Annotated in this window: 24 protein-coding genes; 9 read left to right on the forward strand and 15 right to left on the reverse strand. The window is 54.8% G+C overall.

Translation table 11 applies throughout. The annotated features are described in order from the left end of the window. Window positions 1–2: 2 nt before the first annotated feature. From tolB to clpB, 10 genes are all read right to left on the reverse strand, one after another. The gene (gene tolB, locus OUO13_RS00295; protein WP_283171848.1) at window positions 3–1,274 is read right to left on the reverse strand and encodes a Tol-Pal system beta propeller repeat protein TolB; all 1,272 of its coding nucleotides are present in this window, start codon (window positions 1,272–1,274) and stop codon (window positions 3–5) included. Then, complete coding sequence (gene tolA / locus OUO13_RS00300) at window positions 1,274–2,413, reverse strand: cell envelope integrity protein TolA (protein ID WP_283171849.1); 1,140 nt, start codon at window positions 2,411–2,413, stop codon at window positions 1,274–1,276. The genes tolB and tolA overlap by 1 nt, the downstream gene beginning before the upstream one ends. Before the next feature lies 1 nt (window position 2,414). Further along, window positions 2,415–2,861 carry a protein TolR gene (tolR, locus tag OUO13_RS00305; protein WP_283171850.1) on the reverse strand — a complete coding sequence of 149 codons (447 nt, stop codon included), beginning with the start codon at window positions 2,859–2,861 and terminating at the stop codon, window positions 2,415–2,417. Next, window positions 2,861–3,553, reverse strand: a complete 693-nt coding sequence (gene tolQ, locus OUO13_RS00310) for a protein TolQ (RefSeq protein ID WP_283171937.1) — start codon at window positions 3,551–3,553, stop codon at window positions 2,861–2,863. Before tolQ ends, tolR begins: the two co-directional genes overlap by 1 nt. Before the next feature lie 35 nt (window positions 3,554–3,588). After that, window positions 3,589–4,011 carry a tol-pal system-associated acyl-CoA thioesterase gene (gene ybgC, locus OUO13_RS00315; protein ID WP_283171851.1) on the reverse strand — a complete coding sequence of 141 codons (423 nt, stop codon included), beginning with the start codon at window positions 4,009–4,011 and terminating at the stop codon, window positions 3,589–3,591. Then, on the reverse strand, window positions 3,998–5,035 hold the full coding sequence (gene ruvB, locus OUO13_RS00320; RefSeq protein WP_283171852.1) for a Holliday junction branch migration DNA helicase RuvB: 1,038 nt from the start codon (window positions 5,033–5,035) through the stop codon (window positions 3,998–4,000). The genes ybgC and ruvB overlap by 14 nt, the downstream gene beginning before the upstream one ends. Continuing rightward, entirely contained in the window at window positions 5,032–5,643 is a 612-nt protein-coding gene (gene ruvA / locus OUO13_RS00325) for a Holliday junction branch migration protein RuvA (RefSeq protein ID WP_283171853.1), read from the reverse strand. Before ruvA ends, ruvB begins: the two co-directional genes overlap by 4 nt. Window positions 5,644–5,721: 78 nt before the next feature. Next, window positions 5,722–6,264: a crossover junction endodeoxyribonuclease RuvC gene (gene ruvC / locus OUO13_RS00330; protein ID WP_283171854.1), complete on the reverse strand. Its 543-nt coding sequence runs from the start codon at window positions 6,262–6,264 to the stop codon at window positions 5,722–5,724. 14 nt (window positions 6,265–6,278) lie between these two features. Then, entirely contained in the window at window positions 6,279–6,662 is a 384-nt protein-coding gene (locus tag OUO13_RS00335) for a protease complex subunit PrcB family protein (RefSeq protein WP_283171855.1), read from the reverse strand. 184 nt (window positions 6,663–6,846) lie between these two features. Continuing rightward, window positions 6,847–9,435, reverse strand: coding sequence for an ATP-dependent chaperone ClpB (gene clpB / locus OUO13_RS00340; protein ID WP_283171856.1), 2,589 nt, complete (start codon window positions 9,433–9,435; stop codon window positions 6,847–6,849). Window positions 9,436–9,730: 295 nt separating this feature from the next. Here clpB and OUO13_RS00345 point away from each other — a divergent pair, with 295 nt between their 5' ends. Both OUO13_RS00345 and OUO13_RS00350 read left to right on the forward strand, forming a co-directional pair. After that, on the forward strand, window positions 9,731–10,597 hold the full coding sequence (locus OUO13_RS00345) for a DMT family transporter (protein WP_283171857.1): 867 nt from the start codon (window positions 9,731–9,733) through the stop codon (window positions 10,595–10,597). An 87-nt stretch (window positions 10,598–10,684) separates the two neighbouring features. Continuing rightward, window positions 10,685–11,608 (forward strand): LysR family transcriptional regulator, encoded by a 924-nt coding sequence (locus OUO13_RS00350; protein WP_283171858.1) that lies wholly within the window; start codon window positions 10,685–10,687, stop codon window positions 11,606–11,608. Window positions 11,609–12,134: 526 nt separating this feature from the next. On the opposite strand, the gene OUO13_RS00355 is transcribed toward OUO13_RS00350, so the two are convergent. Next, on the reverse strand, window positions 12,135–12,596 hold the full coding sequence (locus OUO13_RS00355) for an acyl-CoA thioesterase (protein WP_283171859.1): 462 nt from the start codon (window positions 12,594–12,596) through the stop codon (window positions 12,135–12,137). Between the two features lie 241 nt (window positions 12,597–12,837). On the opposite strand from OUO13_RS00355, the gene OUO13_RS00360 reads away from it, so the two are divergent. Beyond that, window positions 12,838–14,940, forward strand: coding sequence for a carboxy terminal-processing peptidase (locus OUO13_RS00360; protein ID WP_283171860.1), 2,103 nt, complete (start codon window positions 12,838–12,840; stop codon window positions 14,938–14,940). A gap of 140 nt (window positions 14,941–15,080) precedes the next feature. Here the strand turns inward: OUO13_RS00360 and OUO13_RS00365 are convergent, their stop codons facing one another. After that, window positions 15,081–15,668: a YajG family lipoprotein gene (locus tag OUO13_RS00365; protein ID WP_283171861.1), complete on the reverse strand. Its 588-nt coding sequence runs from the start codon at window positions 15,666–15,668 to the stop codon at window positions 15,081–15,083. After that, window positions 15,661–16,449 carry a peroxide stress protein YaaA gene (gene yaaA / locus OUO13_RS00370; protein WP_283171862.1) on the reverse strand — a complete coding sequence of 263 codons (789 nt, stop codon included), beginning with the start codon at window positions 16,447–16,449 and terminating at the stop codon, window positions 15,661–15,663. The genes OUO13_RS00365 and yaaA overlap by 8 nt, the downstream gene beginning before the upstream one ends. Window positions 16,450–16,641: 192 nt before the next feature. Here yaaA and purE point away from each other — a divergent pair, with 192 nt between their 5' ends. The 6 genes from purE to OUO13_RS00400 all read left to right on the forward strand — a co-directional run bounded on the left by purE (window position 16,642) and on the right by OUO13_RS00400 (window position 21,796). After that, window positions 16,642–17,136 carry a 5-(carboxyamino)imidazole ribonucleotide mutase gene (gene purE, locus OUO13_RS00375; RefSeq protein ID WP_283171863.1) on the forward strand — a complete coding sequence of 165 codons (495 nt, stop codon included), beginning with the start codon at window positions 16,642–16,644 and terminating at the stop codon, window positions 17,134–17,136. 41 nt (window positions 17,137–17,177) lie between these two features. Further along, window positions 17,178–18,248: a 5-(carboxyamino)imidazole ribonucleotide synthase gene (locus OUO13_RS00380; protein ID WP_283171864.1), complete on the forward strand. Its 1,071-nt coding sequence runs from the start codon at window positions 17,178–17,180 to the stop codon at window positions 18,246–18,248. Window positions 18,249–18,263: 15 nt separating this feature from the next. Then, window positions 18,264–18,818 carry a DUF2058 domain-containing protein gene (locus OUO13_RS00385; protein ID WP_283171865.1) on the forward strand — a complete coding sequence of 185 codons (555 nt, stop codon included), beginning with the start codon at window positions 18,264–18,266 and terminating at the stop codon, window positions 18,816–18,818. Window positions 18,819–18,898: 80 nt separating this feature from the next. Next, on the forward strand, window positions 18,899–19,603 hold the full coding sequence (locus OUO13_RS00390; protein WP_283171866.1) for a class I SAM-dependent methyltransferase: 705 nt from the start codon (window positions 18,899–18,901) through the stop codon (window positions 19,601–19,603). A gap of 40 nt (window positions 19,604–19,643) precedes the next feature. Beyond that, a complete protein-coding gene (locus OUO13_RS00395; protein ID WP_283171867.1) occupies window positions 19,644–20,930 on the forward strand; it encodes a TIGR03862 family flavoprotein in 1,287 nt (428 codons plus the stop codon). Between the two features lie 95 nt (window positions 20,931–21,025). Further along, a complete protein-coding gene (locus tag OUO13_RS00400; RefSeq protein ID WP_283171868.1) occupies window positions 21,026–21,796 on the forward strand; it encodes a hypothetical protein in 771 nt (256 codons plus the stop codon). A gap of 382 nt (window positions 21,797–22,178) precedes the next feature. Here OUO13_RS00400 and OUO13_RS00405 read toward each other — a convergent pair whose 3' ends face one another. Together OUO13_RS00405 and OUO13_RS00410 are read right to left on the reverse strand one after the other, a co-directional pair. After that, window positions 22,179–23,831, reverse strand: a complete 1,653-nt coding sequence (locus OUO13_RS00405) for an ABC transporter ATP-binding protein (protein ID WP_283171869.1) — start codon at window positions 23,829–23,831, stop codon at window positions 22,179–22,181. 10 nt (window positions 23,832–23,841) lie between these two features. Continuing rightward, window positions 23,842–25,245, reverse strand: coding sequence for an ABC transporter permease (locus OUO13_RS00410; protein ID WP_283171870.1), 1,404 nt, complete (start codon window positions 25,243–25,245; stop codon window positions 23,842–23,844). Window positions 25,246–25,256 lie beyond the last annotated feature (11 nt).

A 25,256-nucleotide genomic window follows, 5' to 3' on the forward strand; every position in this document is an offset into this window, starting at 1 on the left:
AGTTAAAAAATAGGCGACCAGGCCGGTTCCCTGACATCACCATATTTAGACGGTAAACGGAATTTAACATCGCCATCCACAGACACGGCAGCGAGAATACTGCGGTCAGCTTCAGTTGCGGCATAAATTACCATACTTCCGTTCGGTGCAACACTAGGAGACTCATCAAGTTGAGTATCCATAGTAAGAATATTTACAGCACCAGTTGCCAGGTCCTGGGATGCAATATGAAAACCTTCATCTTCACGATGAACATAAATCAATTTGCGACCATCATCAGTAACCCGAGGACGAGCATTATAGTTACCCTGGAAAGTCATACGCTTAACTTCACGCGTAATAGTATCCAGACTATACACCTGCGGCCCACCTGCGCGGCTGGATGTAAATACAATAGTACGATTATCTTTCATCCATTGAGGTTCAGTATCAATGGCATAATGATCGGTCAAACGTGATACGTTTCCGGAAGCCAGATCCAGCACAAAAATGTCCGGATTTCCGCCCTCAGAGTGAACAAACGCAAGGCGCTGCCCGTCAGGCGAGAACGCAGGCGCACTGTTGGAGCCTTTCATGTTCAGCACCATCTGACGCTTGCCGGTTGCCAGCTCCTGGAAATAAATTGCAGTGCGGCCACTTTCAAACGAAACATATGCAATACGTTTGCCATCTGGCGACCATGCTGGCGAGATAATTGGTTGCGTGGATGTGAATATCAACTGTTCACGCGCACCATCCGCATCGGCATAGTTCAGGTTAAAACGATTACGTTCACGATTTGTAGTGACATATACAATCTTGGTTGAAAACACTCCCGGAATACCGGTCAGTTTGCTAAACACAAAGTCACTGATGTAGTGAGCCATATCGCGCAACTGACTGGCAGTACCACGAACACGGTGATGGAATAATTCAACCTTCTGGTGAACATCCATTACGTGGAAATCAACCGCATATCCGGAGCCGTCATAAGTGATTTTGCCAATAACCACAAAATCCTGACGAAGGTTTTTCCAATCACCAAATACAACCTGTTCCGGTGCATATGGACGACCAATCATATTTTCAGCAGCCAGAGTGCGGAAATATCCGCTGCGTCCGAGGTCATCATTAACAATGCCACGAACATCCTCAGGCAGAGGCTGCAAACCGTCCCATTCAAAAGGAACGATACCAATAGGGATTGCGGACTGTTTGCCCTGTGTTACCTGAATGGTGAGCTCGGCGTGTACTGCTGCAGACAGCAATACCAGCAAAGACAGCATCAATCTCATTACCACGTTGCGTTCTCCGGTCTGAATTCCATTGTAAATGTCCTGAAAGACTGCTCGTAAACTCGCGGATCATCTGGCATCGGCAATGGCGACGCCTTCATCACAGCTTGTTCAACCGAACGGTCCAGTGCCGGGTTTCCACTCCCCTGCACAATCGTCACACTCATTACCTGCCCAGTAGGCACTGTATTGATGCGCACCACAACCCGCTGTTGCGGATTCACATTGGGTGGATACATCCAGTTATCTTCTACTGCAGCACGAATCTGGCTAATGGCATCAGCCTGAGCCTCTGCAGCCAGCTTGGCACGCTGTTCAGCTTGCTCGCGGTCTGCAACCTCACGAGCGGCCTGCTCAATGGCCATTTGCTCCATCAGCTGCTGCTCTTCTTTCTCACGCTGCTTGGCCTTTTTGGCTTCTTCAGCTTTTTTCTGTTCGGCGGCTTTTTTAGCTTCTTCGGCCTTTTTCTGTTCAGCAGCTTTTTTGGCTTCTTCAGCTTTTTTCTGCTCAGCAGCTTTCTGGTCCGCTAACTTTTTGGCTTCTTCAGCCTTTTTCTGTTCAGCGGCTTTCTGGTCCGCTAACTTTTTGGCTTCTTCGGCTTTTTTCTGTTCAGCGGCTTTCTGGTCCGCTAACTTTTTGGCTTCTTCGGCCTTTTTCTGTTCGGCAGCTTTCTGGTCCGCTAACTTCTTGGCCTCTTCTGCTTTCTTCTGCTCAGCAGCTTTCTGGTCGGCGACTTTCTGCTCCGCCGCTTTCTGCTCCGCCGCTTTCTGCTCCGCCGCTTTCTGTTCGGCTACTTTTTGCTCTGCCGCTTTCTGCTCGGCTACTTTTTGCTCTGCCGCTTTTTGATCGGCAACTTTCTGCTCAATCGCTTTTTGTTCAGCAGCTTTTTGTTCTGCTACTTTTTTCTCTTGCTCCGCCTTGCGGCGACGGTCTTCTTCCGCTTTTTTGCGTGAGGCCTGGTTACGCTGCTCGGTCACCGTGTTTTCGCTTTTCACGATTTGCGCCGTCACGTGTTGTGGCGGCGGTGCGATCTCACGAGGGCTATCCGGCCACTCGATCAGAAACAAGGCAACAACAAACAGGTGCAGCGATACAGCCAACACCAACGGCAAGCGGTAGGACGATGTGTCATTAACCATCTCAACGCACCTGCGGAGTTGGCGCTTCGGTAATCAAACCCAGATTGGTGACACCAACACCCTGCAAACCACCCATCAGCGCCACCACACTTCCGTATGGAACATTCTGGTCACCACGAATCATGACCTGGGTTTCCGGAACCGCACTTTTCATCTTGCCAGCGTAATCAACCACTTCTTCCAACGACATCGCCTGCGGCTCTTCTTCTTCGCGTTCGACGTAGTACAGGCCATCTGCAGTAACGCTGACAGTCAGCATACTGTCATCCGGTTTGATATCGGTTGCAGTAGCATCTACGTCGGGCAAATCAACCGGCACGCTCTGCACCAGCATAGGCGCAGTCACCATAAAAATGATCAACAGCACCAGCATGACGTCGATATAAGGAACAACATTGATGTCAGCCATTGGCCGACGCTTCTGCCCCTGCGGCTGCATCGAATCCATCAGATGTTACCCTTGCGTGGTGCTGGCTGGTTCAGGCGCAGCGCCTGACGGTACAGCAATGATGAAAATTCATCAGCAAAGGTGTACATACCAGTAGTAAGGGATTCGGTACGGGTAGCAAAACGGTTATAGAAAATTACCGCAGGAATCGCTGCCAGCAGACCCATGGCGGTAGCAACCAGAGCTTCAGAAATACCAGGAGCCACAGTCGCAATGGTCGCTTGCTTCACAGCCGCCAGACCGGTAAATGAGTGCATGATCCCCCACACAGTACCAAACAGGCCGATGTACGGACTGGTGGAACCAACGGTGGCCAGGAACGGCAGATGCAGCTCAAGTGCTTCGGACTCACGGGTAATGGCAACACGCATGGCACGCTGACAACCCTGCATCAGGGAGTCAGGATCAACGGTCGCCTGCTGACGCATCTTGGTGAATTCTTTCAAACCAGCCATGAAAATATTTTCCAGCGCACTGGTTTCTTCCTGATTCTGGCATTCACGGTAGAGATCATTCAGATCGATACCAGACCAGAAACGCTCTTCAAAATCAGAAGCCTGGGAGCGAGCATCAGACAGCAGACGGCTGCGCTGAAAGATAATCATCCAGCTGAACACTGACGCGCTCAGCAGCAACAGCATAACCAGCTGCACCACAAAACTGGCGTTAGCAATCAGATGAAACAACGACAAGGATGATTCGGCTTCGTTCACAACAACTCCCGTTTTTAACCGCTCTGGCGGTCTGTATAGTCAATTTTTTCACGTACTTCAGCAGGTATAGCTTTTGGCTTGCCTGCTGCCGACATACAAGCCACCGTCACGGTGCCGGTGACCAGTAATTGGGGAGCATCCTCCCCCAACCTGAAGACTTCATGACAGATACGCAAACGGGCTTTTCCCATATCAGTTACTGTCAGAGTCACTTCCAGCGCTTCATCAAGTCGCGCCGGCCGGTGATACTTCAAGGCCGCTTCTGCTACAACGAACAGAATGTCCTGGTGCCGCAGTATTTCCTGACTGACTCCACACTGTCTGAGCCATTCGGAGCGGCAACGTTCCATGTAACGCAAATAATTGGCGTAATAGACAATTCCGCCAGCGTCAGTGTCCTCAATGTAAATCCGCACCGGGAAACTAAAGTTCGTCACTGCTTTTCCCCAGTCGCTCCGGCACATTCAGGCCGAAGTGCAGGTAAGCCAGACGTGTCGCAACACGCCCTCGCGGTGTGCGCGTCAGATAACCTTGCTGCATCAGATACGGTTCAAGAACGTCTTCAATCGTGTCACGCTCTTCACCAATCGATGCCGCCAGGGTTTCTACACCCACTGGCCCACCGTCGTACTTTTCCATCAGCGTTAACAGCAAACGGCGATCCATATGATCGAAGCCCTGACCGTCAACGTTCAGCAGATTCAGCGCGGCATCTGCACACTGGCGATCAACCTGACCGGTGCCGCGCATTTCGGAATAATCCCGAACCCGTCGTAACAGCCGATTGGCTATTCGCGGCGTACCACGACTGCGCCGCGCAATTTCTGCAGCGCCGCCCTCATCAACGTCGAGCCCTAACATCCGCCCCGAACGTTGCACAATCAATCCGAGATCTTCAGCGCTGTAGAACTCCAGACGCTGCACGATGCCGAAGCGGTCTCGCAGCGGCGAGGTCAGCAAACCTGCCCGGGTAGTCGCCCCTACGAGGGTAAAAGGCGGCAAATCAATCTTGATGGAACGGGCCGCAGGCCCTTCTCCCACCATAATATCCAGCTGGTAGTCTTCCATTGCCGGATACAACACTTCTTCGACTATCGGGCTCAATCGATGAATTTCATCGATAAACAACACATCACCCGCTTCGAGATTGGTCAGCAAGGCTGCCAGATCTCCTGCCCGCTCCAGCACTGGCCCCGAGGTGGACTTGATGGCTACGCCCATCTCCTCGGCGATAATATTGGCCAATGTTGTTTTGCCTAATCCCGGCGGACCAAATACCAACGTATGGTCGAGCGCCTCCCTGCGCGCCCGAGCAGCACCGATGAATATTTCCATCTGCTCACGAACGACAGGTTGACCAATATAGTCTTTAAGGGATTTTGGGCGAATTGCGCGATCCTGGTGTTCCTCACCGGATCCAGCTGGAGCAGAACTGATGATAAAACGATCGGTTTCTATCATGAGTTACCCAGACTGTTGCGTAATGCCAGGCGAATTAATTCTTCCGGTGTGCTGGCCTGATCAGCCACACGGTTCAACATACGGGACGCTTCTACGGGCTTGTAACCCAACGCTATCAATGCAGATTCAGCTTCCCGCAGTCGGTCATCTGCTTGCTTTTGCTCGGCTTGTTCACTGGCCTGCCACAGTGGCGCGGGCGCTTGCCATTCTTGCAAACGATCACGCATCTCAACGATCAGACGTTCTGCTGTTTTTTTACCAACACCGGGGAGTTTCGTAAGGGACGCTACATCCTCGGCATGAACACAACGCGCAAACGCCTGGACGTCCATTCCTGACAATATAGCCAGCGCCAGTTTGGGACCAACACCGTTCAGTTTGATCAGGGTTCGGAACAGGGTGCGCTGGCTGGTATCACTAAAACCAAACAGCTGATGCGCATCCTCACGAACAACCAGGTGGGTATACAGAATTACAGGATCCCCGACCTTGCCAAGGCTGGCAAAAGTCGACACCGGCGCTTGAACTTCATACCCCACGCCATGTACGTCTACGAGCAAATCCGGGAGGCTTTTCTCCAGCAGAACGCCCTGTAATCGACCAATCATTTTGTTACCTGTATCAAACGCGGCATAGCCTAGTGGAACGTTTGGTAACACTCAAGAGGAGCACAAGTGTTACCGCAATTATATTTTTTTGGTAGGGGGTACTTGACTTAATCGCTTTCTTTCAGGCCGCTTAATACCAGCCATTACCACCCTGTTTAACAGGCTATAACCGTGACACAAGGCCACTGCCAGCGCATCGGCGGCATCGGGTTGCGGGCGCCCCGGGAGCTTCAGCAAAACCTGCATCATATGCTGGATTTGCTCCTTTTCCGCACCACCCGCACCGGTTACTGCCTGCTTGATTGCGCGTGGTGCGTACTCATGGATTGGCAGACCATGACGAGCTGCCACCACCATTGCCACCCCCCGAGCCTGGCCCAGCTTGATGGCCGAATCAGCATTCTTGCCCATAAACGCCCGCTCAATGGCAAACTGCTGCGGCGTCCAGGTTTCAATCAGCTCATCAATACATTCGTAAATACGAAGCAAGCGGTCCGGCATTTCGCCTTCACCACAGCGGATACAACCACTGGTCACGTAGGTGGCAGTCTGCCCGACCATGTTGATGATGCCAAAACCGGTGGTACGCGACCCCGGATCAATACCCAAAATCAGGGCCAATGTTTATGCCCCACTTAACGAGAAAATTGCCAGCGCTGTCCGTTCTGGCGATTCTGGACCACCAGCTGCTGCCAGTCGTCCGGTAGTGACACCGTCATACAAGGCGAGGTCAGCATCTGAGCCGCCATACCATCTGGACGCTGTTCGGAGAATTCAAGAAACAGATTACCACTATCAACATCCTGACGAGTCAGCTCAATGTGATAGCCGGCCGAGGGCCGCCGCCCCAGTGAGATTCGCACCGATTGACGATGGTTATCAAGATCAACACCAGCGGGATATGGGCAGTTCAGTTCCTGAACCGTGGCCAGCGCAGCCGTTTCAGCCGGCTGGGCAGTACTGCAAGCAGTGATCATCAGAACCACCCACAGCAGTGTTATTCCTTTAAATGTTGTCATCCGGGCAAGAGATCCAGGAAGGCTAAAATGAAGCGTCACCTTAACATGATAGCTGAAGGTGTTAACCCCTGGATCATCACATCTGCGGCAACAGTGATCTGACAAAATTGTAATAAAAAACCCGGATTGCTCCGGGTTTTTGCTGCCGTCGGATTATAAATATCCGTACGGCTCTGATGATGGATCAGTGACGACTGCGGAAAACCAGATGTTCATCCTGAACATCCGCCACAATGGTATCCCCCGGCATAAATTTGCCGGACAGAATATCCTGAGCCAATGGGTTTTCGATCCAGCGTTGAATGGCACGTTTGAGCGGACGCGCACCAAACACCGGGTCATAGCCCACATCCACCAGTTTGCTGACCGCTGCATCACTGAGATCCAGCGCCAGGTCACGGTCTTTCAGACGATCCCGCAGCAACTGCAACTGGATATCCGCAATGCCGCGAATCTGGTCTTTCAGCAATGGATGGAATACCACAGCTTCATCAATCCGGTTGATAAACTCCGGACGGAAGTGACTACCAACAACCTCCATCACAGCATCCCGCATGATTTCGTACGGCTGGTCCGAATACAGATTCTGGATCAGGTCAGAACCGAGGTTCGACGTCATCACCAGCACGGTATTCTTGAAGTCTACCCGCCGGCCCTGACCATCGGTCAGCTGGCCATCATCCAGTACCTGCAACAGGATGTTGAACACATCCGGGTGCGCCTTTTCAACCTCATCCAGCAGAATCACCGAATAAGGCTTGCGACGTACGGCTTCTGTCAGATAACCACCCTCTTCGTAACCGACATAACCTGGAGGCGCACCAATCAGGCGAGCCACCGAGTGTTTCTCCATATATTCGGACATATCAATCCGGATCATGGCGTCCTTGCTGTCGAACAGGAAATTCGCCAGCGCCTTGCACAATTCGGTTTTACCCACCCCGGTTGGGCCGAGGAACAGGAATGAACCGTTCGGGCGATTCGGATCGGACAAACCGGCACGGGAACGACGCACAGCATTGGATACCGCCTGAATCGCCTGATCCTGACCTACCACAGACTCGTGCAGCACTTCTTCCATCCGCAGCAGTTTGTCGCGCTCGCCTTCCAGCATCTTGGTCACCGGCACACCGGTCCACTTCGATACCACTTCGGCAATTTCGTCTTCGGTTACCTTGTTACGCAGCAAGGTAAATTCCTGCTTGCCAGCACTTTCTGCTTCGTTGGCAGACGCCAGCTGTTTTTCCAGTTCTGGAATACGGCCGTATTGCAACTCAGACATACGGGTCAGGTCACCTGCACGACGCGCGGCATCCAGTTCGATACGAGCCTGTTCGAGCAATTCCTTGGATTTGGACGCACCTTCCAGCAGGGCTTTTTCACGCTTCCAGACATCTTCCAGCTCAACATAGACACGCCCGGCCTTGTTGATTTCTTCGTTGAGATCATTAAGGCGTTTTTTGGCGGCGTCGTCTTTCTCCTTGCGCAGCGCTTCGCGTTCGATCTTCAGCTGGATCAGGCGACGTTCAAGCTTATCCATCTCCTGCGGCTTGGAGTCGATTTCCATCCGGATTACCGATGCCGCTTCATCCACCAGGTCAATCGCCTTGTCCGGCAAACGACGATCGGTGATGTAGCGCTGCGACAGCTTGGCAGCAGCAATAATGGCACTGTCGGTAATCTGCACCCCGTGGTGCACTTCGTAGCGCTCTTTGAGGCCGCGCAGGATGGCGATGGAATCCTCCACCGACGGCTCATCCACCAACACTTTCTGGAAACGACGTTCGAGCGCAGCGTCTTTTTCGATAAATTCCCGGTACTCATCCAGCGTGGTTGCACCAACACAATGCAGTTCTCCGCGCGCCAATGCCGGTTTCAGCATATTGCCCGCATCCATCGCGCCTTCGCCTTTACCGGCACCAACCATGGTGTGCAGCTCATCTACGAACAGCACAATACGGCCTTCTTCGCGAGACACATCTTTTAATACCGCTTTCAGACGCTCTTCAAACTCACCGCGATACTTGGCACCTGCAACCAGCGCGCCCATATCCAGCGACAGGATGCGTTTGTTCTTCAAGGTGTCTGGAACTTCACCATTCACAATACGCTGAGCAAGGCCTTCCACCACGGCAGTTTTACCCACCCCTGGCGGCCCGATCAGCACCGGGTTGTTTTTGGTGCGGCGCTGCAGAACCTGAATGGTGCGACGAATTTCGTCATCACGACCAATCACCGGGTCGAGCTTGCCAGCCTCGGCACGTTCGGTGAGATCGATGCAGAATTTTTCCAGAGCCTGACGGCTGTCTTCGGCGTTCGGATCACGCACCGATTCACCACCACGCATGTCATTAATCGCCTTATCAACCTTGTCTTTATCAAGACCTGCTTCTTTTAACACCTTTCCTACCGGGCCTTTATCGTCCAGCGCGACCAAGAGAAACACTTCACTGGATACATACTGATCACCGCGCTGCTGGGCCGCTTTTTCAGTCAGGTTCAGCAAACGCCCCAGTTCGGCGGCTACCTGAATCTGGCCATCCGGATTACTGACTCGCGGCTGGTCCAGCAGCACACGCTGCAGGGACTGCACCAGCGCTGGCACATTACCGCCAGCACGACGAATAACATCCTTTACCGAGCTGTTGGCTTGCTGCAGCAAGGCCAGCAGCAAGTGCACGGTATCAATCTGATTGTGATCCTGCCCCAATGCCAGACTCTGACTTTCGGCCAGGGCGTTCTGCAAACTGGTGGTCAAACGGTCCATACGCATAATTCGGGTGCCTCCTGTAACTGACACTCATGGCGTTCTAGGGGGAGCCGTGCCCGGGGAATCCGGTGCGAAGCGGTTACTCTTGATTTCCTAAGTGCGGCCGTATGAGTTTTTTTCAAGTAGATCTATTCAAAAACAAGAAAAACTAATTCAGATTTCGTTGACCCTGAGCAAAAATCGACAGCCCCTGCGTATAATCCGCGCCATCCAGAACCACGGGCCACGCTGAAATCTTCTGAACAGATATATGGCGTCTTCCTATGGAAATTAAAGCCCATTCATCCGAGTAAACCCTGTGACTCACGAACTCCGAACCGGCGCCCTTTTCCTGCTGCTGGGGGAAGCCCTGCTGGCCATTATGGGCGCCATGATCAAACACCTGTCGCTTGAACTATCGACGGAACAAATTGTGTTCTTTCGCAACCTGTTCGGCCTGATAGTACTGGTGCCGCTGATCATGAAAACCGGCACAGCACAGCTTCGCACCGGCACCTGGCAGTGGCACATGGTGCGCGCCATTGTTGGCCTATCGGCGATGTATTGTTACTTCTGGGCACTCGGCAACATGCCATTAACAGAAGCATTTCTGGTCAAACTTTCCAGCCCGTTTTTTATGCCACTGTTTGCCTGGTGGTGGCTGAAGGAACCGGCCGGGCGTTTCAGTCTGGTCGCGATTGTGATCGGATTTGCCGGTGTGGCGGTCATCCTGCAACCGGGAGGTGATGGTGCATTTACCTTGGCCGCCCTGATTGGCTTGCTGGGCGCCGCTCTGGCGGCGTTGGCCAAAGTGACCATACGTCGTATGTCTGGCTCGGAAACCGGCCAGAGCATCGTGTTTTATTTCGCCCTGATTTCCAGCCTGATTTCACTACCTGGCGCCCTTCTGAACTGGCAGCCGGTCCCGTCCACTGCCTGGTTGTGGCTACTGGCCATGGGCACCATCGCCAGCGCCGGACAACTGGCCATGACCAAAGCCTATATGCTGGCATCACCCGGCAAGATTGGTGTGTACGTGTATAGCGCAGTGGTTTATGGCGCCCTGATGGGCTGGGTGTTCTGGAATGAGATTCCGGCATGGACGACCTGGCTGGGTGCCATCATGATTTTTGGTGCCGGTCTGCTCAACCTGAAATCCGGCAAAGCGGGCAAGGCTTCGGCCTGAGGTACACAATTGGTCACCTGCGGGCTTATTATTTCCCGAAAATTAAATATAATCGGCGACTAACTGGATTTCAGGCAAGAATCACTCATGTCTCGTATCGACACGCTGCAAACCTTTGTTTCCGTCGTCCGCGCCCGTAACTTTACGTCGGCTGCTGATGCACTGGGGGTTACACCATCCGCTGTCAGTAAACAGATCAGTGGCCTTGAAGAACGCCTTGGTGTTCGCCTGCTGAACCGCACCACCCGTTCGGTCAGCCCCACCGAAGCTGGACAGATGTTCTACCAACACTGTGAGAACATTCTGGAATCCATTTCCGAAGCGGAAAAGCTGGTCACCGACTTTGACGTAACCCCTCGTGGACGTCTGCGCATCACCGCCATGTCCAACTTCGGCCGTCGTGAGCTGGCCCGCATGTTCCACGACTTTTCGGAACAGTACCCGGACATCAGCTTCGACCTGCATATCTCTGATCGCCCTCTGGATATCGTCAAGGAAGGTTATGACTTTGCCCTGCGCATTGGCAGCCTCGAAGACTCACGCCTGATTGCCAAACCGGTCGCCCGCCAGAACATTGTGATCTGTGCATCTCCCGAGTACCTCAAGGGCTGGGGCACCCCAGTAACCCTCGAAGACCTCAACCACCATCGTATCCTGATGGTGACTAACGCAGAATTTGCCCGCATCAACTGGCTGCGTCAGTTCGAGAAAGATCATGGCTTCACCCTCTCCAGCGTTGAACGCAAGTTGTCGGTGAATGACATCGATCTGGTATATGAAGCATGCCTGGCGGGTATGGGTATCACTGCCATTCCAACCTACATTGCCGACCGCCATCTGCAAAGCGGCGAACTGGTGCGCCTGTTCAGTGATGTCGAAATCCCGGTACGCACCATCAAGGTGGTATTCCCGCAGAACCGTTATCTGGCGACCAAAAGCCGGGCGTTTCTCGACTTTATCACCCGCTACTTTGACGATGCCGGTGTTGCCGCAAGCGCCGACGACTACTGAGCTGCTGCAACGTCGTCACCTGCATAAAAAATAGAGCCGCTGGCTCTATAGCTGATCAGTTAAGCACTCGTCGGCACTCTTTCGCTTTATTCCCGCATCGAATAGCGGCAGCTTGTTAATCGGCAAGGCTGCTTGCCCTCCTGGGGGACCTTGTCCCCCGGCCGGGCGGGCCTCCCCCAAAAATCCAATCTAATGAATCTTTTCTATGGCCTTGTCCCCCGGCCGGGCGGGCCTCCCCCCTGCTTTGCCCGACTGGGCTCGTGTCTCCGGTATTCCCCGACAACGGCGTTTCGACCCCGGCCCGATGGCACGTCCCTGTGCCAACGGGCCTTGCGGGGCATCCATGCCCCGGCTGGGTCGGCCGTTGCGGTGAATCCCGGCTCGCCCAGATGGGCATTAAGCAGCCAGCTGCGCTGGGCGACTTCAGCAATCGATGTTCAGTCTGTTGAAAACTCGTCAACTGATCGCGCCAGTGCCGCTAACTCCGTTTTTTATGTATCCGGCTGCGATTCAAGCCCAACAGAATCTATTCCGCAGCGCTGGCAGAGTCAGCCTCCAGCAACTCCGGAGCGCAGCGTTGCTTGAACAGCTCAGGGATCCGCGCCAGTCGCCGGGCACTGTAATCAAAAAACACCACACCGGTTTTGGCTTCAGCCACCTTGCGTCCCTCGGCGCGGTTTTCAACCCGATACACCACGTCACAGCCATACTTGTTAAAGTCGCTCAGTCCCACACTGAACGTCAGTACATCCCCCAGGAACGACTCGGCACTGAACGTCACCACAATATCGGTCACCATCAATCCCAACCCGTCAATATCCAGCTCGGTCAGGCCGTGATGTTTGAGGTAACGCAGACGCGCCTCATGAATCAGGGTAACCATGCGGTCATTTCCCAAATGATTGCCATAATTGATGTCCGAGATGCGGATATCGAGATCTGTCGAAAAGTCGAGATGGTCGGGCAAGTCCAGTTTTACACGCGCCATGAGGGTCTCCGGAGCAACAATGGATGGTATTGACGGAATTATCCGCCTGCTGAAAGGTCTGCAGAATACGACCGGCCATACAGACATGCTCATCGGAACCGTAAACCTGGTGAGGAAAGATGACATGCCCCGGCCAATGCCTTAGCATCAACGTCGATATGCCCTTCAGGGCATAATAACGATGCCGGCAATACCGCACAAATACGAGCAACCATCTGAACGAGACGTCTGGCCACCTATTATGTATTCAAACTGCCTGAGCCTGCTGCGCCCCCTGATTATGGGTGGAGCACTGATGTTTTCCATCGCCAGTCACGCCACCGTGGCCGACATCAAACCGGGCACGCCCTTTACGCCACTGCAGCCGGATCGTGAGCAGGCCGTCACCACCCAACAAATCATGAACAATCTGTTGCGTGGCCATTACGAATCCCGCCGTCTTGATGACCAGTTGTCATCCCGTATTTTTGATTTGTATATCGAAGACCTCGACAGTACACGCAGCTACCTGCTGGCATCCGATATCAAGGATTTCGAACAATATCGTCTGCAATTTGACGACAGCCTGATGCGTGGTGATACCAACTTCGCATTCAGGATGTATAACCAGCTGCAACAGCGAATGGCAGAACGTTTGTCGTTTGTATTAAACGAGCTGAAAAATAATGCCGCCAGTTATCAGTTCACCAACAATGAACGTCTGGAGCTGGATCGTGAAAAAGCACCGTGGGCGACCAGCACCGCTGAACTGGACGACCTGTGGCGCAAGCGTCTGAAAAACGCCCTGCTGTCACTGCTGATGAGTGGCAAGGAACGTCCAGCTGCGCTGGAGCTGCTGGAAAAACGTTACCAGAACCAGCTCAACCGCCTGTACCAGAGCAAGTCTGAAGACGCTTACCAGACCATCATGAACTCGGTCACCCGCGCCTTCGATCCTCACACCCAATACTTTTCACCGCGCAGCAGTGAAAACTTCAACATCAATATGAGCCTGTCCCTGCAGGGTATTGGTGCGGTACTGCAAAGCGAAGACGAATACACCAAAGTGGTGCGTCTGGTTCCGGCAGGTCCAGCCGAAAAAGCCCGCAACCTGAAGCCGGGTGACAAGATTGTGGGTGTTGGCCAGAACCCGGATGGTGAAATCACCGACGTGATTGGCTGGCGTCTGGACGAAGTGGTTGATCTGATTCGTGGCCCTAAAGGCACCACGGTACGATTGGAGATCCAGCCGTCCGATGGCAATACTGGCGAAACCCGCATCGTTTCCATTATTCGTGATGAAGTGAAACTGGAAGAGCAATCCGCCCAGAAGAGCATCATCACCGTCAAAGACAACGGTACTGAAAAACGCATCGGCGTGATCGATATTCCGACCTTTTACATCGACTTCCAGGGTCGTATGGAAAATCGTCCGGACTACAAGAGCACGACCCGTGACGTGGAACGCCTGATCAAGGAACTGCGCACCGAAGGTATCGACGGTCTGGTGATCGACCTGCGTAACAACGGTGGCGGCTCACTGGAAGAAGCCATTTCCCTGACTGGCCTGTTTATTCCGGAAGGCCCGGTGGTTCAGGTCCGCAGCGCTCGTGGCAGTATCGAGGTTCTGCAGGATGAAGACCCAACCGTGTGGTACGACGGCCCAATGGCAGTGCTGGTTAACCGCCTGAGCGCCTCGGCTTCCGAGATTTTTGCCGGCGCCATCCAGGATTACGGTCGTGGCATCATTATTGGTGGCCAAACTTTTGGTAAAGGCACCGTACAGTCACTGCGTCCGCTGCGTAATGGTCAGCTGAAAATTACCCAGGCCAAGTTCTACCGGGTTTCTGGTGAAAGTACCCAGCACCAGGGCGTGATTCCGGACATCCTGTTCCCTTCCCTGTTCGACAAGGACAAGATTGGTGAAAGCGCACTGGAAGAAGCTATGCCGTGGGATACCATTCGTCCAGCACAATTCAGTGCCAGCCGCCAGATTCGCGATGTGGTCGGCAAGCTGCGCGAAGAACACCAGAACCGCGTGAAAAACGATCCGGATTTCGTCTACCTGCGTGAACAGAAAGTGCTGATTGAGGAAATGCGCAAACAGACCAGCGTTTCACTGAACGAAGCTGAGCGCGAGCAGGAACGTAAAACCAACGAAGCCCGTCGTCTGACTCTCGAAAACGATCGTCGTAAAGCCAAAGGTATGCCGCTGCTCGACAAGATGGAAGACGAGGACAACAGCGAAGAAGCAGATCCGGAAAGCCGCAAACAGAACAAGGAAGACGATGCCCTGCTGGTAGAAAGCGGCCACATCCTGCTGGATATGACCCGTGCCACCGCTACCCGTCAGGCCAGCCGTTAACAGCGGCAGACCAGAGTCGGCACTCCCCCGGGTGTTGGCTCTGCAACCTGGATATAAGCCTAAAAAGGCCCCAAAAGGCTACCAACAAAAACAGCGCCCGCAGGCGCTGTTTTTGTTTCCGTCATTCACACGTCAGGTGCTTACATCACCCCCAGAGACTGACGTACTGCTGAATCGGTGAAAATACGCTTCCACAGATCGTCCAGCATGGTGTTGATCCATTCTTCGTTGTAGCTGGCTGCCGGAGCAGTGGCTACCGAACGGGTTTCTTTCACCAGGAACGGCTTGTAGAAACTCTTGCCGCCATCCAAAACCGTAATACGCAGACCCATTTCCATGGAGCATTCGTTTACCAGCACACCATCGTTGCAGCTGTAGTTGAACGCGGTAATGTCCATCTGCACTTTGATTGGCTCATAAGCGCTGGTGCCGCCCAGACCCATCAGCGCCATGGTGTTTTGCAGGCGAGTGGTCAGAGTGCTGGTCAGCGGCTCACTGGCAACAATCGGGGAGCTCTGTGGATCAGTGCCACCACGAGTACCCACCATGGTAGCCTTCACCTTGCGCTGATCCTCAACCCGAATCATGGCAGCGCGCTGAGTCTGCGGCTGAGTACGGGTGATGTTGCTCTGTGGACTCAGCTCAATCACCTGTGATGACAGCACACAGCCACCCAGAGAGCTGGCCAGCATACCGGCGACCAGCAAGGAGGTAATCCGCTTATGCATCTTGTATATCCTTCTCCGCTCGTTTGAAAACCCATTTGTCTGACTTTGAATCCTCGGCGCTATAACGGTAACCGGCAAGATCAAAGTCCTTCAATTCATCCGCATGATCAATGCGGTTCTGCACCATAAAGCGGGTCATAAGACCACGAGCCTTCTTGGCGTAAAAGCTGATTATCTTGTACTGACCATTCTTTTCATCCCGGAATTCCGGGGTAATCAGTCTGGCCGTCAGCCGTTTCGGCTGCACCGCCTTGAAATATTCGTTGGACGCCAGATTCACCACCACCGGGTTAACCTGCTGCGCCAGCACTTCATTTATAGCGTCGGTAATACGACTCCCCCAGAAGGCATAAAGATCCTTGCCACGGACATTGGCCAGACGAGTGCCCATTTCCAGTCGGTACGGCAGCATCTCATCCAGCGGCCGCAACAATCCATACAGACCACTCAGAATCCGCACGTGCTGCTGCGCAAAATCAAAATCGCTATCGCTGAAGTCTTCCACCTGCAGGCCAGTGTATACATCACCTTTAAAGGCCAGCACCGCTTGGCGCGCCCCACCTTCCGGAAACGGCAACTGCCAGCGGGAATAACGCTCAACGTTCAACTCTGCCAGCTTGTTGCTCAAGCCCATCAGACCGGCAATATCATCCACCGACCACTGACGCAATTCATCAATCAGGGCTGCGGAATCTTGCAGAAAATCCGGGGACGTAGTCCGTTGGGTCAGCAACGGTGACTCGTAATCGAGGGTCTTGGCTGGTGATAACAGGGTAAGCATGGCTCCACCATACAGCTTCAGAAGCCCTGATGATACCCGTCCGAAGCCCCCTTGCCCACGTGCGACAACCGCATAAGGCAGCTTCTGGTGGCCGCATGGCCCCCTTGTGATACAATCCGCGGCTTTCCTGAACAAAGGCCCGGTTTACCCAACACACCGGGCACCGACGATACTCCAGAAGAGGACCAGCGGATGACAGTCAAGGTTGGCATTATCATGGGCTCCAAGAGCGATTGGCCCACCATGCAACACGCAGCGGATATGCTCGACAAGCTGGGCGTTAGCTACGAAGTGAAAGTGGTATCGGCTCACCGTACCCCGGATCTGCTGTTCGACTACGCCAAGACTGCCCAGTCCCGTGGTTTGAAAGTAATCATCGCGGGTGCCGGTGGTGCAGCGCACCTGCCAGGCATGGCGGCCTCCCAGACTTCCCTGCCAGTACTGGGTGTACCGGTACAGTCCCGCGCCCTCAAAGGCCTCGATTCACTGCTGTCCATCGTCCAGATGCCAGGTGGTGTTGCGGTGGGTACTCTGGCCATTGGTGATGCCGGTGCCAAAAACGCCGGTCTGCTGGCTGCCCAGATTCTGGCCACTTCCGACGACGCCCTGCTGGCTCGTATCGACACTTTCCGCGCCGAACAGACTGACAGCGTACTGGCTCAGCCAGACCCGCGCGACGACATCTGATCCCGCTTAGCACGAACCGTTTTGAACCAGGTAGATACACAATGAAAATCGGCATTCTCGGTAACGGCCAGCTTGGTCAGATGTTGTCTGACAGCGTGGCCGACCTCAGCGACATTGAGGTCAGCCTCTACGACCTGCGCGCTCACTCCGATGCAGCACTGGACGCGTTTATCAGCAGCGTTGATCTGCTGGGTTACGAAACCGAGAACATTCCGGCTGCCATTGTGGCGCGCCTGGAAGCTCACGCAGACAAGCTGTACCCAAGCCTGCGCGCTCTGAAAACCTTCCAGAATCGTCTGCTGGAAAAGAATGCCCTGCGCGCGGCCGGTATCGCTACTGCAGACTTCTGTGCCGTGAACAGTCTGGATGACGTCAAATCCGCCATCCAGCAACTGGGTCTGCCAATTGTTCTGAAAACCACCACCGAAGGTTACGACGGCAAGGGCCAGTACGTTCTGCGTACGCCTGAAGATGCTGAACCGGCCTGGGCTGCTATTGGTGGGCGTGAACTGATCGCCGAAGCCTTTGTGACGTTCAGTCGCGAAACCTCCGTGATTGCCTCCCGCGACCGCGAAGGCAACATGGTGGTATGGCCAATGACTGAAAACGTTCACCACGAAGGCATCCTGCGTTACTCCCTGTTCCCGGCTGCCGGTCTCGACAGCGCCAAGGCAGAACAGGCCGAACGTTACATTCGCCAGCTGGCGGATAGCCTCGATTACGTCGGCACCATCACCCTTGAGCTGTTTGACACCGCCAACGGTCTGGTTGCCAACGAAGTGGCGCCACGTGTTCACAACTCTGGCCACTGGTCAATTGAAGGCGCAGAAACCAGCCAGTTCCGTAACCACATTCTGGCGATGGCTGGTAAACCACTGGGTTCAACCGCTGCACGTTTCCCGGCAGTTGCCATGATCAACGTGATTGGTGATGAAACCCCGGCTGCCGCCGCTGATGGCCTCGACAATGCGTTTAACCATTCTTATGGCAAGGAAGCACGTCCGGCTCGCAAACTGGGCCACGTCACCGTGGTTGCCAATGACGTCGCAGAACGGGACGCCACTATTGATGCGCTGGCCGGTCTGATTCCCGCTGGCGTCTGGACGCGCTGATCAGGAGGATCATCCATGGCCAAAACACTGCAAGAACAACTGTTATCAATGGGTCTGGTCAACCAGAAAAAAGCCAAAAAAAATGCCAAGGAGCTCAAACGTAACGAGCACCTGAAGCGCACCGGCAAAGGTGAAGAACTGGAAGACACCAAAGCCGCAGCAGAAGCCGCCCTCAAGGCCAAAACCGAACGCGACCGTGAGCTGAATCGTCAGAAAGAAGCTGAAGCCCAGCAAAAAGCCATTGCGGCCCAGATTCGACAGCTGATTGAAACCAACGCCAGCAACAGCAAAGGCGAGATCAAGTACAACTTCGTTGACGGCAAGAAGGTGAAAAGCCTCTACGTTAACCAGGCGGTATGGGATCGTCTCAGCCGTGGCCAACTGGCCATTATTGCCTATGATGGCCCAGCGACCGACTCTGGTTATCGTGTAATCCCACTGCCGGTAGCCGATAAAATCCGCCAGCGTGCCCCTGAGCACTTTATCCTGATCGCCGAATCCCAGGGCGAACAGCTGGACGAAGACGATCCGTATGCCGCTTACCAGATTCCAGACGATCTGATGTGGTAATACCACACTCCGCAAGAAGCCGAAGCATCTATATTCCAAACCGGTTATGATGCTGTCAGTCACTTCTTGCGGAGCGCTTTATGTCCTCAGCCCCTGCCACGCCCGACCTCCACACTCTCCAGCAATACCTGCAGCAGCATCACGGTGGTGACGGCAATCTGGCCGCCCAACGCACGCTCGATAACTACAGCCGCCATCACAACCAGGACTTCTGGGCCTTCTGGCAGCATCAAACCGCTGCTTTTGAACAGCCGTTGCAAATGCTTGATCTGGGCTGTGGCGCCGGTCAGTTCCTGCGCGACGTCGCCCTGCAACATCCGGATTGGCACTGTACAGGGGTCGAATGTGCGCCTTATATGCTCGAACACATGGTCGAATTACCCGCCAATGCACGAGTAGTTATTGACGACCTTAACCAGCCACACCAGGCGTTTGATCATAACGTCAGCCTGATCATGGCCAATATGCTGGTGCATGAACTGCATCAACCGGTAGCCCTGTTCCGTACCATCAAGTCGTGGCTAGCGGACGATGGCCTGCTGATCCTGATCGATATGGTGCGCCAGCCATTACAGAGTTACATGCAGCATAGCCATCCAGACCTCACTATGCTGCCACGACCGGAGCTGGAGTACGCCTTCAGCCAGTACGCCGAACACAACCGTTATTCTGCCGACGATCTGCAATGGCTACTCAGTCAATGCGGTTTTGAGGTCCTCCAGCGGGAGGATATTCGCAGTGGTCGTGCCGTCAGGCTGGTAGCCCGTGCGGGCAAGGCCGGGTAGACTGCCGCCCTTTCCCGATCTGTTTTCTGATGGAATCCGCATGACCGCCATTGCCGCCAACACTTCCCAAACCACCGTTGCCGTTATTGGCGGCGGTCCTGCTGGCCTGATGGCCGCTGAACAACTGGCGCAAGCCGGTTATACGGTGGAAGTGTTTGATGCCATGCCCAGTGTCGCCCGCAAATTTTTGCTGGCCGGTATCGGTGGCATGAACATCACCCACTCGGAAGATTACGCCCAGTTTGTACAGCGTTATGGCAAAGCCAGCGCCACCCTGCGCCCATGGCTGGATGATTTCACACCGGATACCCTGCGCAGCTGGATTCACGACCTCGGTATCAACACCTTTGTTGGCACCTCCGGCCGGGTTTTCCCCACAGATATGAAAGCGGCTCCACTGCTGCGCGCCTGGTTACACCGCTTGCGCACTCAGGGTGTCAGCTTCCATCCACGCCATCGCTGGATTGGCTGGGAGCAAAACAATACCGGGAATGCCGCAGACCAGAGCTGGGTATTCAATACACCGGAAGGTGATATCGAACGCCGCTTCAAAGCCGTGGTATTGGCTTTGGGAGGTGCCAGTTGGCAACGCCTCGGTTCCGATGGTCGTTGGTGCCCATGGCTGAGTGCCGCGGGCGTCGCGGTAGCACCGCTGGTCCCGAGTAATTGCGGGTTTGAAGTGGCCTGGAGTGCGTTTATCAAGGAGCGTTTTGGCGGCACGCCGATCAAACACATCGCACTGGCCCTTACCGATGCCGACGGCAACCGCTGGGGCAAAACCGGCGAGTTTGTGGTGACCGAATACGGCATCGAAGGCAGTCTGGTGTATGCCCTGTCGGCACCGCTGCGTGATCTGATTCTGCTGGGCGATAACAAACGCCCGCCGCGCCTGTTGCTCGACTGGTTACCAAACAGCAGCCACGAACAGATTCTGGCCAAACTGCAGCAGCCACGCAAAGGCCTGTCGTTTGCCAGTGTGCTGCGCAAGAAACTCAATCTGCCTGCCATCACCGGCACCCTGTTACGGGAATGCTGTCCGCAGCTGGATAACAACGATGCTGTGGCCGTCGCCAAAGCCATCAAGGCCATGCCGATTCAACCGTATGCCACGCGCCCGATTGACGAAGCCATCAGCAGCGCCGGTGGCGTAGTGCTGGATGCTGTCACACCACAACTGATGCTGAAACAACTGCCCGGAGTGTTTGTGGCCGGTGAAATGCTCGATTGGGAGGCCCCAACCGGGGGTTACCTGCTGACAGCCTGTTTTGCCACCGGCAAACGTGCAGGCATCGGTGCAGTTGAATGGTTACAAAATACGCCAGCCTGACCAGCGATAATCCTGCGCCACTTGTAGTGCATAATTTGTAACAATCCCCGTTCAGACTGCGGCCTTCTCAAGACCAGTCATAGGGACGTGGAATCATGGTTGCATCTATTGTGCGGGCTGAACGAGCCACTTTTCTGGCTCCGGACACCGATCTGGCGCGTTATATTCACCAGTTGCGCAAAGACCAGAGTGTGGTTCTGTTTCTGACTCCGGACGATCAGGGACTTGTTCTGTCCGGCATCGATAACTGCTTCTACGACCCCGATGGCGAAGCCAACCTGCTGGTGGACCATATGCGGGCGGGCCAGTTACGGATTTACCGTTCCCATTCGCGTGAACTGTCCAACAGCATTCTGCCACGCCTGAACAACGTCCGCGGCCGCCCGATGGAAGAGCTGCTATGGATCGCAGGCTTTACCGGTTATACCGAAGAACGTTGCTGCCTCGATGCCGGTTGCCGCCGTGACGACGTTATTCGCCTCAATTACTGGCCAAACTTCACCCGCCTGCCGACCACTCCCAACTCGTTCAAGCTGGCCAGCCTGTTCAGCAGTCGCCCGACTTCTATCGTACTGGCTTCACGCATTCTGGATGTGCCAGAACATGAGGTGATGCAGTTTTACAACGCCGCCTGTTATTCAGGAATGGCAACTCGCCTCAACCGACCAGCCGAACCGGTTGAACCACGCGCTCACCGTCAACAAGGTCTGATTCGTAACCTGTTTAATCATCTGGTCGGCAATCGTTTTGGCAAACGCACACCGGCACTTGCCGTCGTCAGCTCCAACACATCGACCAAGACAGCCAACAGCACAAACAAAACCGCAGCAAGCGGATGTTGCGCCCCAGGCAAATCCTGCTCCTGACGTCGTTCGGATCGGGCGTCGGGTCTGATTTTGTGGACATAAATGCCCACACTACAACAGAGCATCTATTTGTACAGAACTGCCCAGCGCAGCTGGCTACCGAATGCCCATCTGGGCGAGCCGGGATTCACCGCAACGGCCGACCCGGCCGGGATATGGATGCCCCGCACGACCCTATTTTTACCGATAGACAGGGCACAGGGATGTGCCATCGGGTCGGGGTCGATAGCCGTTGTTGGTGAAAACCGGAGATACGAGCCCAGTCGGGCAAAAGCAGGGGGAGGCCCGCCCGGCCGGGGGACAAGGTCCCCCAAGAGAGCAAGCAGCCTGGCCAATTAACAAGCCGAACAGCAGCGAAGCGTCGGGCGTCAGACGTCTAACATCAGGCCGGATCGAGATCCTCCTCGATCACCTGTTCCAGCATGGGGGCCGCTGCCAGCAGCTCGCGGGTGTAATCCTGCTGCGGATTATTCATCACATCCGCCGTTGGTCCCTGTTCAACGATCACGCCGTTTTTCATCACCGCTACCCGATGTGCCAGCAGCGGAATAATCGACAGGTCGTGGGTGATAAACAGATAACTCAGCCCCATCTCGCGCTGCAGCTCCTGCAACAGCTCCAACACCTGGCCACGAATACTGACGTCCAGAGCACTGGTCGGCTCATCACAGATGATCAGCTCGGGTTCAACCGCAATTGCCCGGGCGATGGCAATACGCTGACGCTGGCCACCGGAAAACTCATGGGGATAACGGTCCAGATGGTCTGCTTGCAGCCCCACCCGTTCAAGCAAAGCCCGCAGTCGCTCTTCACGCTGTTTGCTGTTGCCACCCACACCCAGTGCCCGCATACCTTCTTCAAGAACCTCACGAATGGTCATACGCGGATTCATCGACGAAAACGGGTCCTGGAAAATCACCTGAATCCGCTTGCGCCAAGGGCGATAAGCCGTGGCACTGAGGTTATCAATCCGTTGGCCATCAAAATGGATGGTGCCGGAAGCGAGCGGCTCCAGCGCCAGAATCGCGCGGCCAGCAGTAGATTTGCCGGAACCACTTTCGCCAACCAGAGCGACGGTTTCACCACGGCGGATTTCCAGATCAATGCCGTCCACCGCGCGGGTGTAACCATGGATTCGTTGCAACAGGCCCTTACGCTGGGCAAACCAGACCCGCACGTTATTCAGCTTCAGGATTGGCTCACTGTCGGCCAGCGGCTCACGATACTGACGACGTGGCAGCGACTGGATCAACTGGCGACTGTAATGATGTTGCGGCGACTGGAAAAACGCCTTGCACGGGCGGTATTCGAGAATCTCGCCATGACGCATGACCGCCACCTGATCGGCCATTTCGGCCACTACCCCCATATCGTGGGTGATCAGCAACACGGCAAGACCACGCTTGCGGCATAACACCTTGAGCAGATCGAGAATCTGCTTCTGGATCGTTACATCCAGCGCGGTGGTCGGCTCGTCGGCGATCAACAAACGTGGCTCGCAAGCCAGCGCCATGGCAATCATGACACGCTGCTTCTGACCACCAGACAACTGATGGGGATACCAGCTCAGGCGCTGCTCAGGCTCAGGAATCCCGACTTCCTCCAGCAAACGCAGTACCTGGGCGCGTAATTCCGCACCACGCAAACCACGATGCAGACGTAACACCTCCCCCACCTGCTCCATCAGGTTTTTAACCGGGTTCAGTGCCGTTTGTGGCTCCTGGAAAATCATCGCCGCCTGGCTGCCACGAATGCTGTTCATACGCGCTTCGGTATGGCGGAACAGGTCATCACCATCGAGGCGAACTTCACCGTCGACAATACGCAGGGCATCCGGCAATAAACGCAGCAGGGCCAGCGAGGTCAGGGACTTGCCCGAACCACTTTCTCCGACCAACGCCAGAATCTGGCCAGCTTCGATCTCGAACGATATGCCCTTGACCAGACGCCGGGCCTGGGTGTCGCCGTTGGCAACAATGGCGCGGCGTGGTGCGGGTAATTCGATGGCCAGATTGGTGACCGACAATAATGGCATGGTGGTCTCCTCAAGCCTTGTTTGCGGCACGCGGGTCAAACGCATCACGCACCCGGTCCGAGAAGAGGTTGGCGGCCAGAACCAGGCCAAACATCAGCAAAAATGCAGCACTCACCGACCACCAGATCACCGGATCACGGGACAACTCGGCACGGGCATCGTTGATCATATTGCCCCAGCTCGCCATGGTTGGATCCACGCCCACCCCGATGTACGACAGAATCGCCTCAGCCAGCACAAAACCACTGAAATCCAGTACCAGCGAAATCAGGATCAGGTGAGTGATATTGGGCAGAATATGGCTGGCCAGAATGCGCCAGTGCGGCACACCAAACGCACGGGCAGCCTGCACATAATCGAGCTGGCTGACCTTCAGGGTTTCGGCACGCAACAAACGGCAGAGGCCAGTCCAGCTGGTCATCCCGAGAATGAAACACAATGCCAGGAAGCGGAAATCCGCCCTCTCAACGGTCAGAGCAAACTGTTCCGGATGGGTTTCGATATACACGTCAATCAGCAGGATCGACGCGGCAATCAGCAGGATGCCCGGAATCGAACTCAGCGTGGTGTAGACATACTGCACCAGATCATCAACCCGGCCGCGGAAATACCCGGCACAGATGCCCAGCACAATCGCCAGTGGCATGGTCAGAATGGTCGCCAGCGTACCAATCAGGACACCGGTGCGAATGCCCTTGATGGCCTGATAGAGCGTGTCCTGTCCCACCATGTTGGTGCCCAGAATATGGTACAGACCGCCCAGTTTGAGCACCCACACAGTTGCAAACACCAGAAACGCCAACGTGCCGTAAATGGTTTTCCACGGCAGGTATTCCTTGCGCGGCCCGCAAGCAACCGCATCACAGCGGTTGCGCCACTGCCAGTGCAACAGCACCAGCGCAGCACTGATGGCCAGACCAATCAGCAGGGCTTCGAGAGTGCGATTACGAATGTCGTGCCAGTGTTCAGCGGGATCCGACAGATGCACACCGGCGTGTTCCAGGCGTGGAAAATCACGCACGATCGAGCCGTCATCCAGGGTGCGGGTTTCCTTGGCGAACGAATAGATCGCAAACGGCGCGGAGTAGGTTTTTTCGTCCTTGCCACGCAGATCGCCGATAATCAGGTCCAATACGCTATCAACCTGCTGGCTGTAATGCACATCGCTGCTGGCATCCGACTGTTCCAGCGGCTGCCGAAAATGAATGGAGTCCAGCAAGGCCACCAAAATGTAAAACAGGATCACCAGAAACGCGCCCATCCCGGTTGGCGAGGCAAACACGGTGCGCCAGCGCATACGAGCCACCGGGTTGCGGGCCATATGCACAAAAAACAGAATCAGCAGCAGCGCCAGCAGAAAAATCAGGCTGTCGCTCCACAACACAACGGGTTTGATCATCATCCAGTCAGTCATTACCCCGACTC

Origin of the sequence: Parathalassolituus penaei, assembly GCF_026626885.1 — a bacterium.
In the GTDB taxonomy this organism is placed as follows: domain Bacteria; phylum Pseudomonadota; class Gammaproteobacteria; order Pseudomonadales; family Oceanobacteraceae; genus Oceanobacter; species Oceanobacter penaei.

Bases quoted from the DNA above. Each gene is read 5' to 3' on its own strand.
- tolB (WP_283171848.1), bottom strand. From the start codon at position 1,274: ATGAGATTGATGCTGTCTTTGCTGGTATTGCTGTCTGCAGCAGTACAC.
- OUO13_RS00335 (WP_283171855.1), bottom strand. From the start codon at position 6,662: ATGACAACATTTAAAGGAATAACACTGCTGTGGGTGGTTCTGATGATC.
- yaaA (WP_283171862.1), bottom strand. From the start codon at position 16,449: ATGCTTACCCTGTTATCACCAGCCAAGACCCTCGATTACGAGTCACCG.
- OUO13_RS00355 (WP_283171859.1), bottom strand. From the start codon at position 12,596: ATGGCGCGTGTAAAACTGGACTTGCCCGACCATCTCGACTTTTCGACA.
- OUO13_RS00360 (WP_283171860.1), top strand. From the start codon at position 12,838: ATGTATTCAAACTGCCTGAGCCTGCTGCGCCCCCTGATTATGGGTGGA.
- clpB (WP_283171856.1), bottom strand. From the start codon at position 9,435: ATGCGTATGGACCGTTTGACCACCAGTTTGCAGAACGCCCTGGCCGAA.
- OUO13_RS00410 (WP_283171870.1), bottom strand. From the start codon at position 25,245: ATGACTGACTGGATGATGATCAAACCCGTTGTGTTGTGGAGCGACAGC.
- OUO13_RS00365 (WP_283171861.1), bottom strand. From the start codon at position 15,668: ATGCATAAGCGGATTACCTCCTTGCTGGTCGCCGGTATGCTGGCCAGC.
- OUO13_RS00395 (WP_283171867.1), top strand. From the start codon at position 19,644: ATGACCGCCATTGCCGCCAACACTTCCCAAACCACCGTTGCCGTTATT.
- tolA (WP_283171849.1), bottom strand. From the start codon at position 2,413: ATGGTTAATGACACATCGTCCTACCGCTTGCCGTTGGTGTTGGCTGTA.
- purE (WP_283171863.1), top strand. From the start codon at position 16,642: ATGACAGTCAAGGTTGGCATTATCATGGGCTCCAAGAGCGATTGGCCC.
- OUO13_RS00385 (WP_283171865.1), top strand. From the start codon at position 18,264: ATGGCCAAAACACTGCAAGAACAACTGTTATCAATGGGTCTGGTCAAC.
- tolR (WP_283171850.1), bottom strand. From the start codon at position 2,861: ATGGATTCGATGCAGCCGCAGGGGCAGAAGCGTCGGCCAATGGCTGAC.
- OUO13_RS00390 (WP_283171866.1), top strand. From the start codon at position 18,899: ATGTCCTCAGCCCCTGCCACGCCCGACCTCCACACTCTCCAGCAATAC.
- OUO13_RS00350 (WP_283171858.1), top strand. From the start codon at position 10,685: ATGTCTCGTATCGACACGCTGCAAACCTTTGTTTCCGTCGTCCGCGCC.
- OUO13_RS00400 (WP_283171868.1), top strand. From the start codon at position 21,026: ATGGTTGCATCTATTGTGCGGGCTGAACGAGCCACTTTTCTGGCTCCG.
- ruvA (WP_283171853.1), bottom strand. From the start codon at position 5,643: ATGATTGGTCGATTACAGGGCGTTCTGCTGGAGAAAAGCCTCCCGGAT.
- ruvB (WP_283171852.1), bottom strand. From the start codon at position 5,035: ATGATAGAAACCGATCGTTTTATCATCAGTTCTGCTCCAGCTGGATCC.
- OUO13_RS00380 (WP_283171864.1), top strand. From the start codon at position 17,178: ATGAAAATCGGCATTCTCGGTAACGGCCAGCTTGGTCAGATGTTGTCT.
- OUO13_RS00405 (WP_283171869.1), bottom strand. From the start codon at position 23,831: ATGCCATTATTGTCGGTCACCAATCTGGCCATCGAATTACCCGCACCA.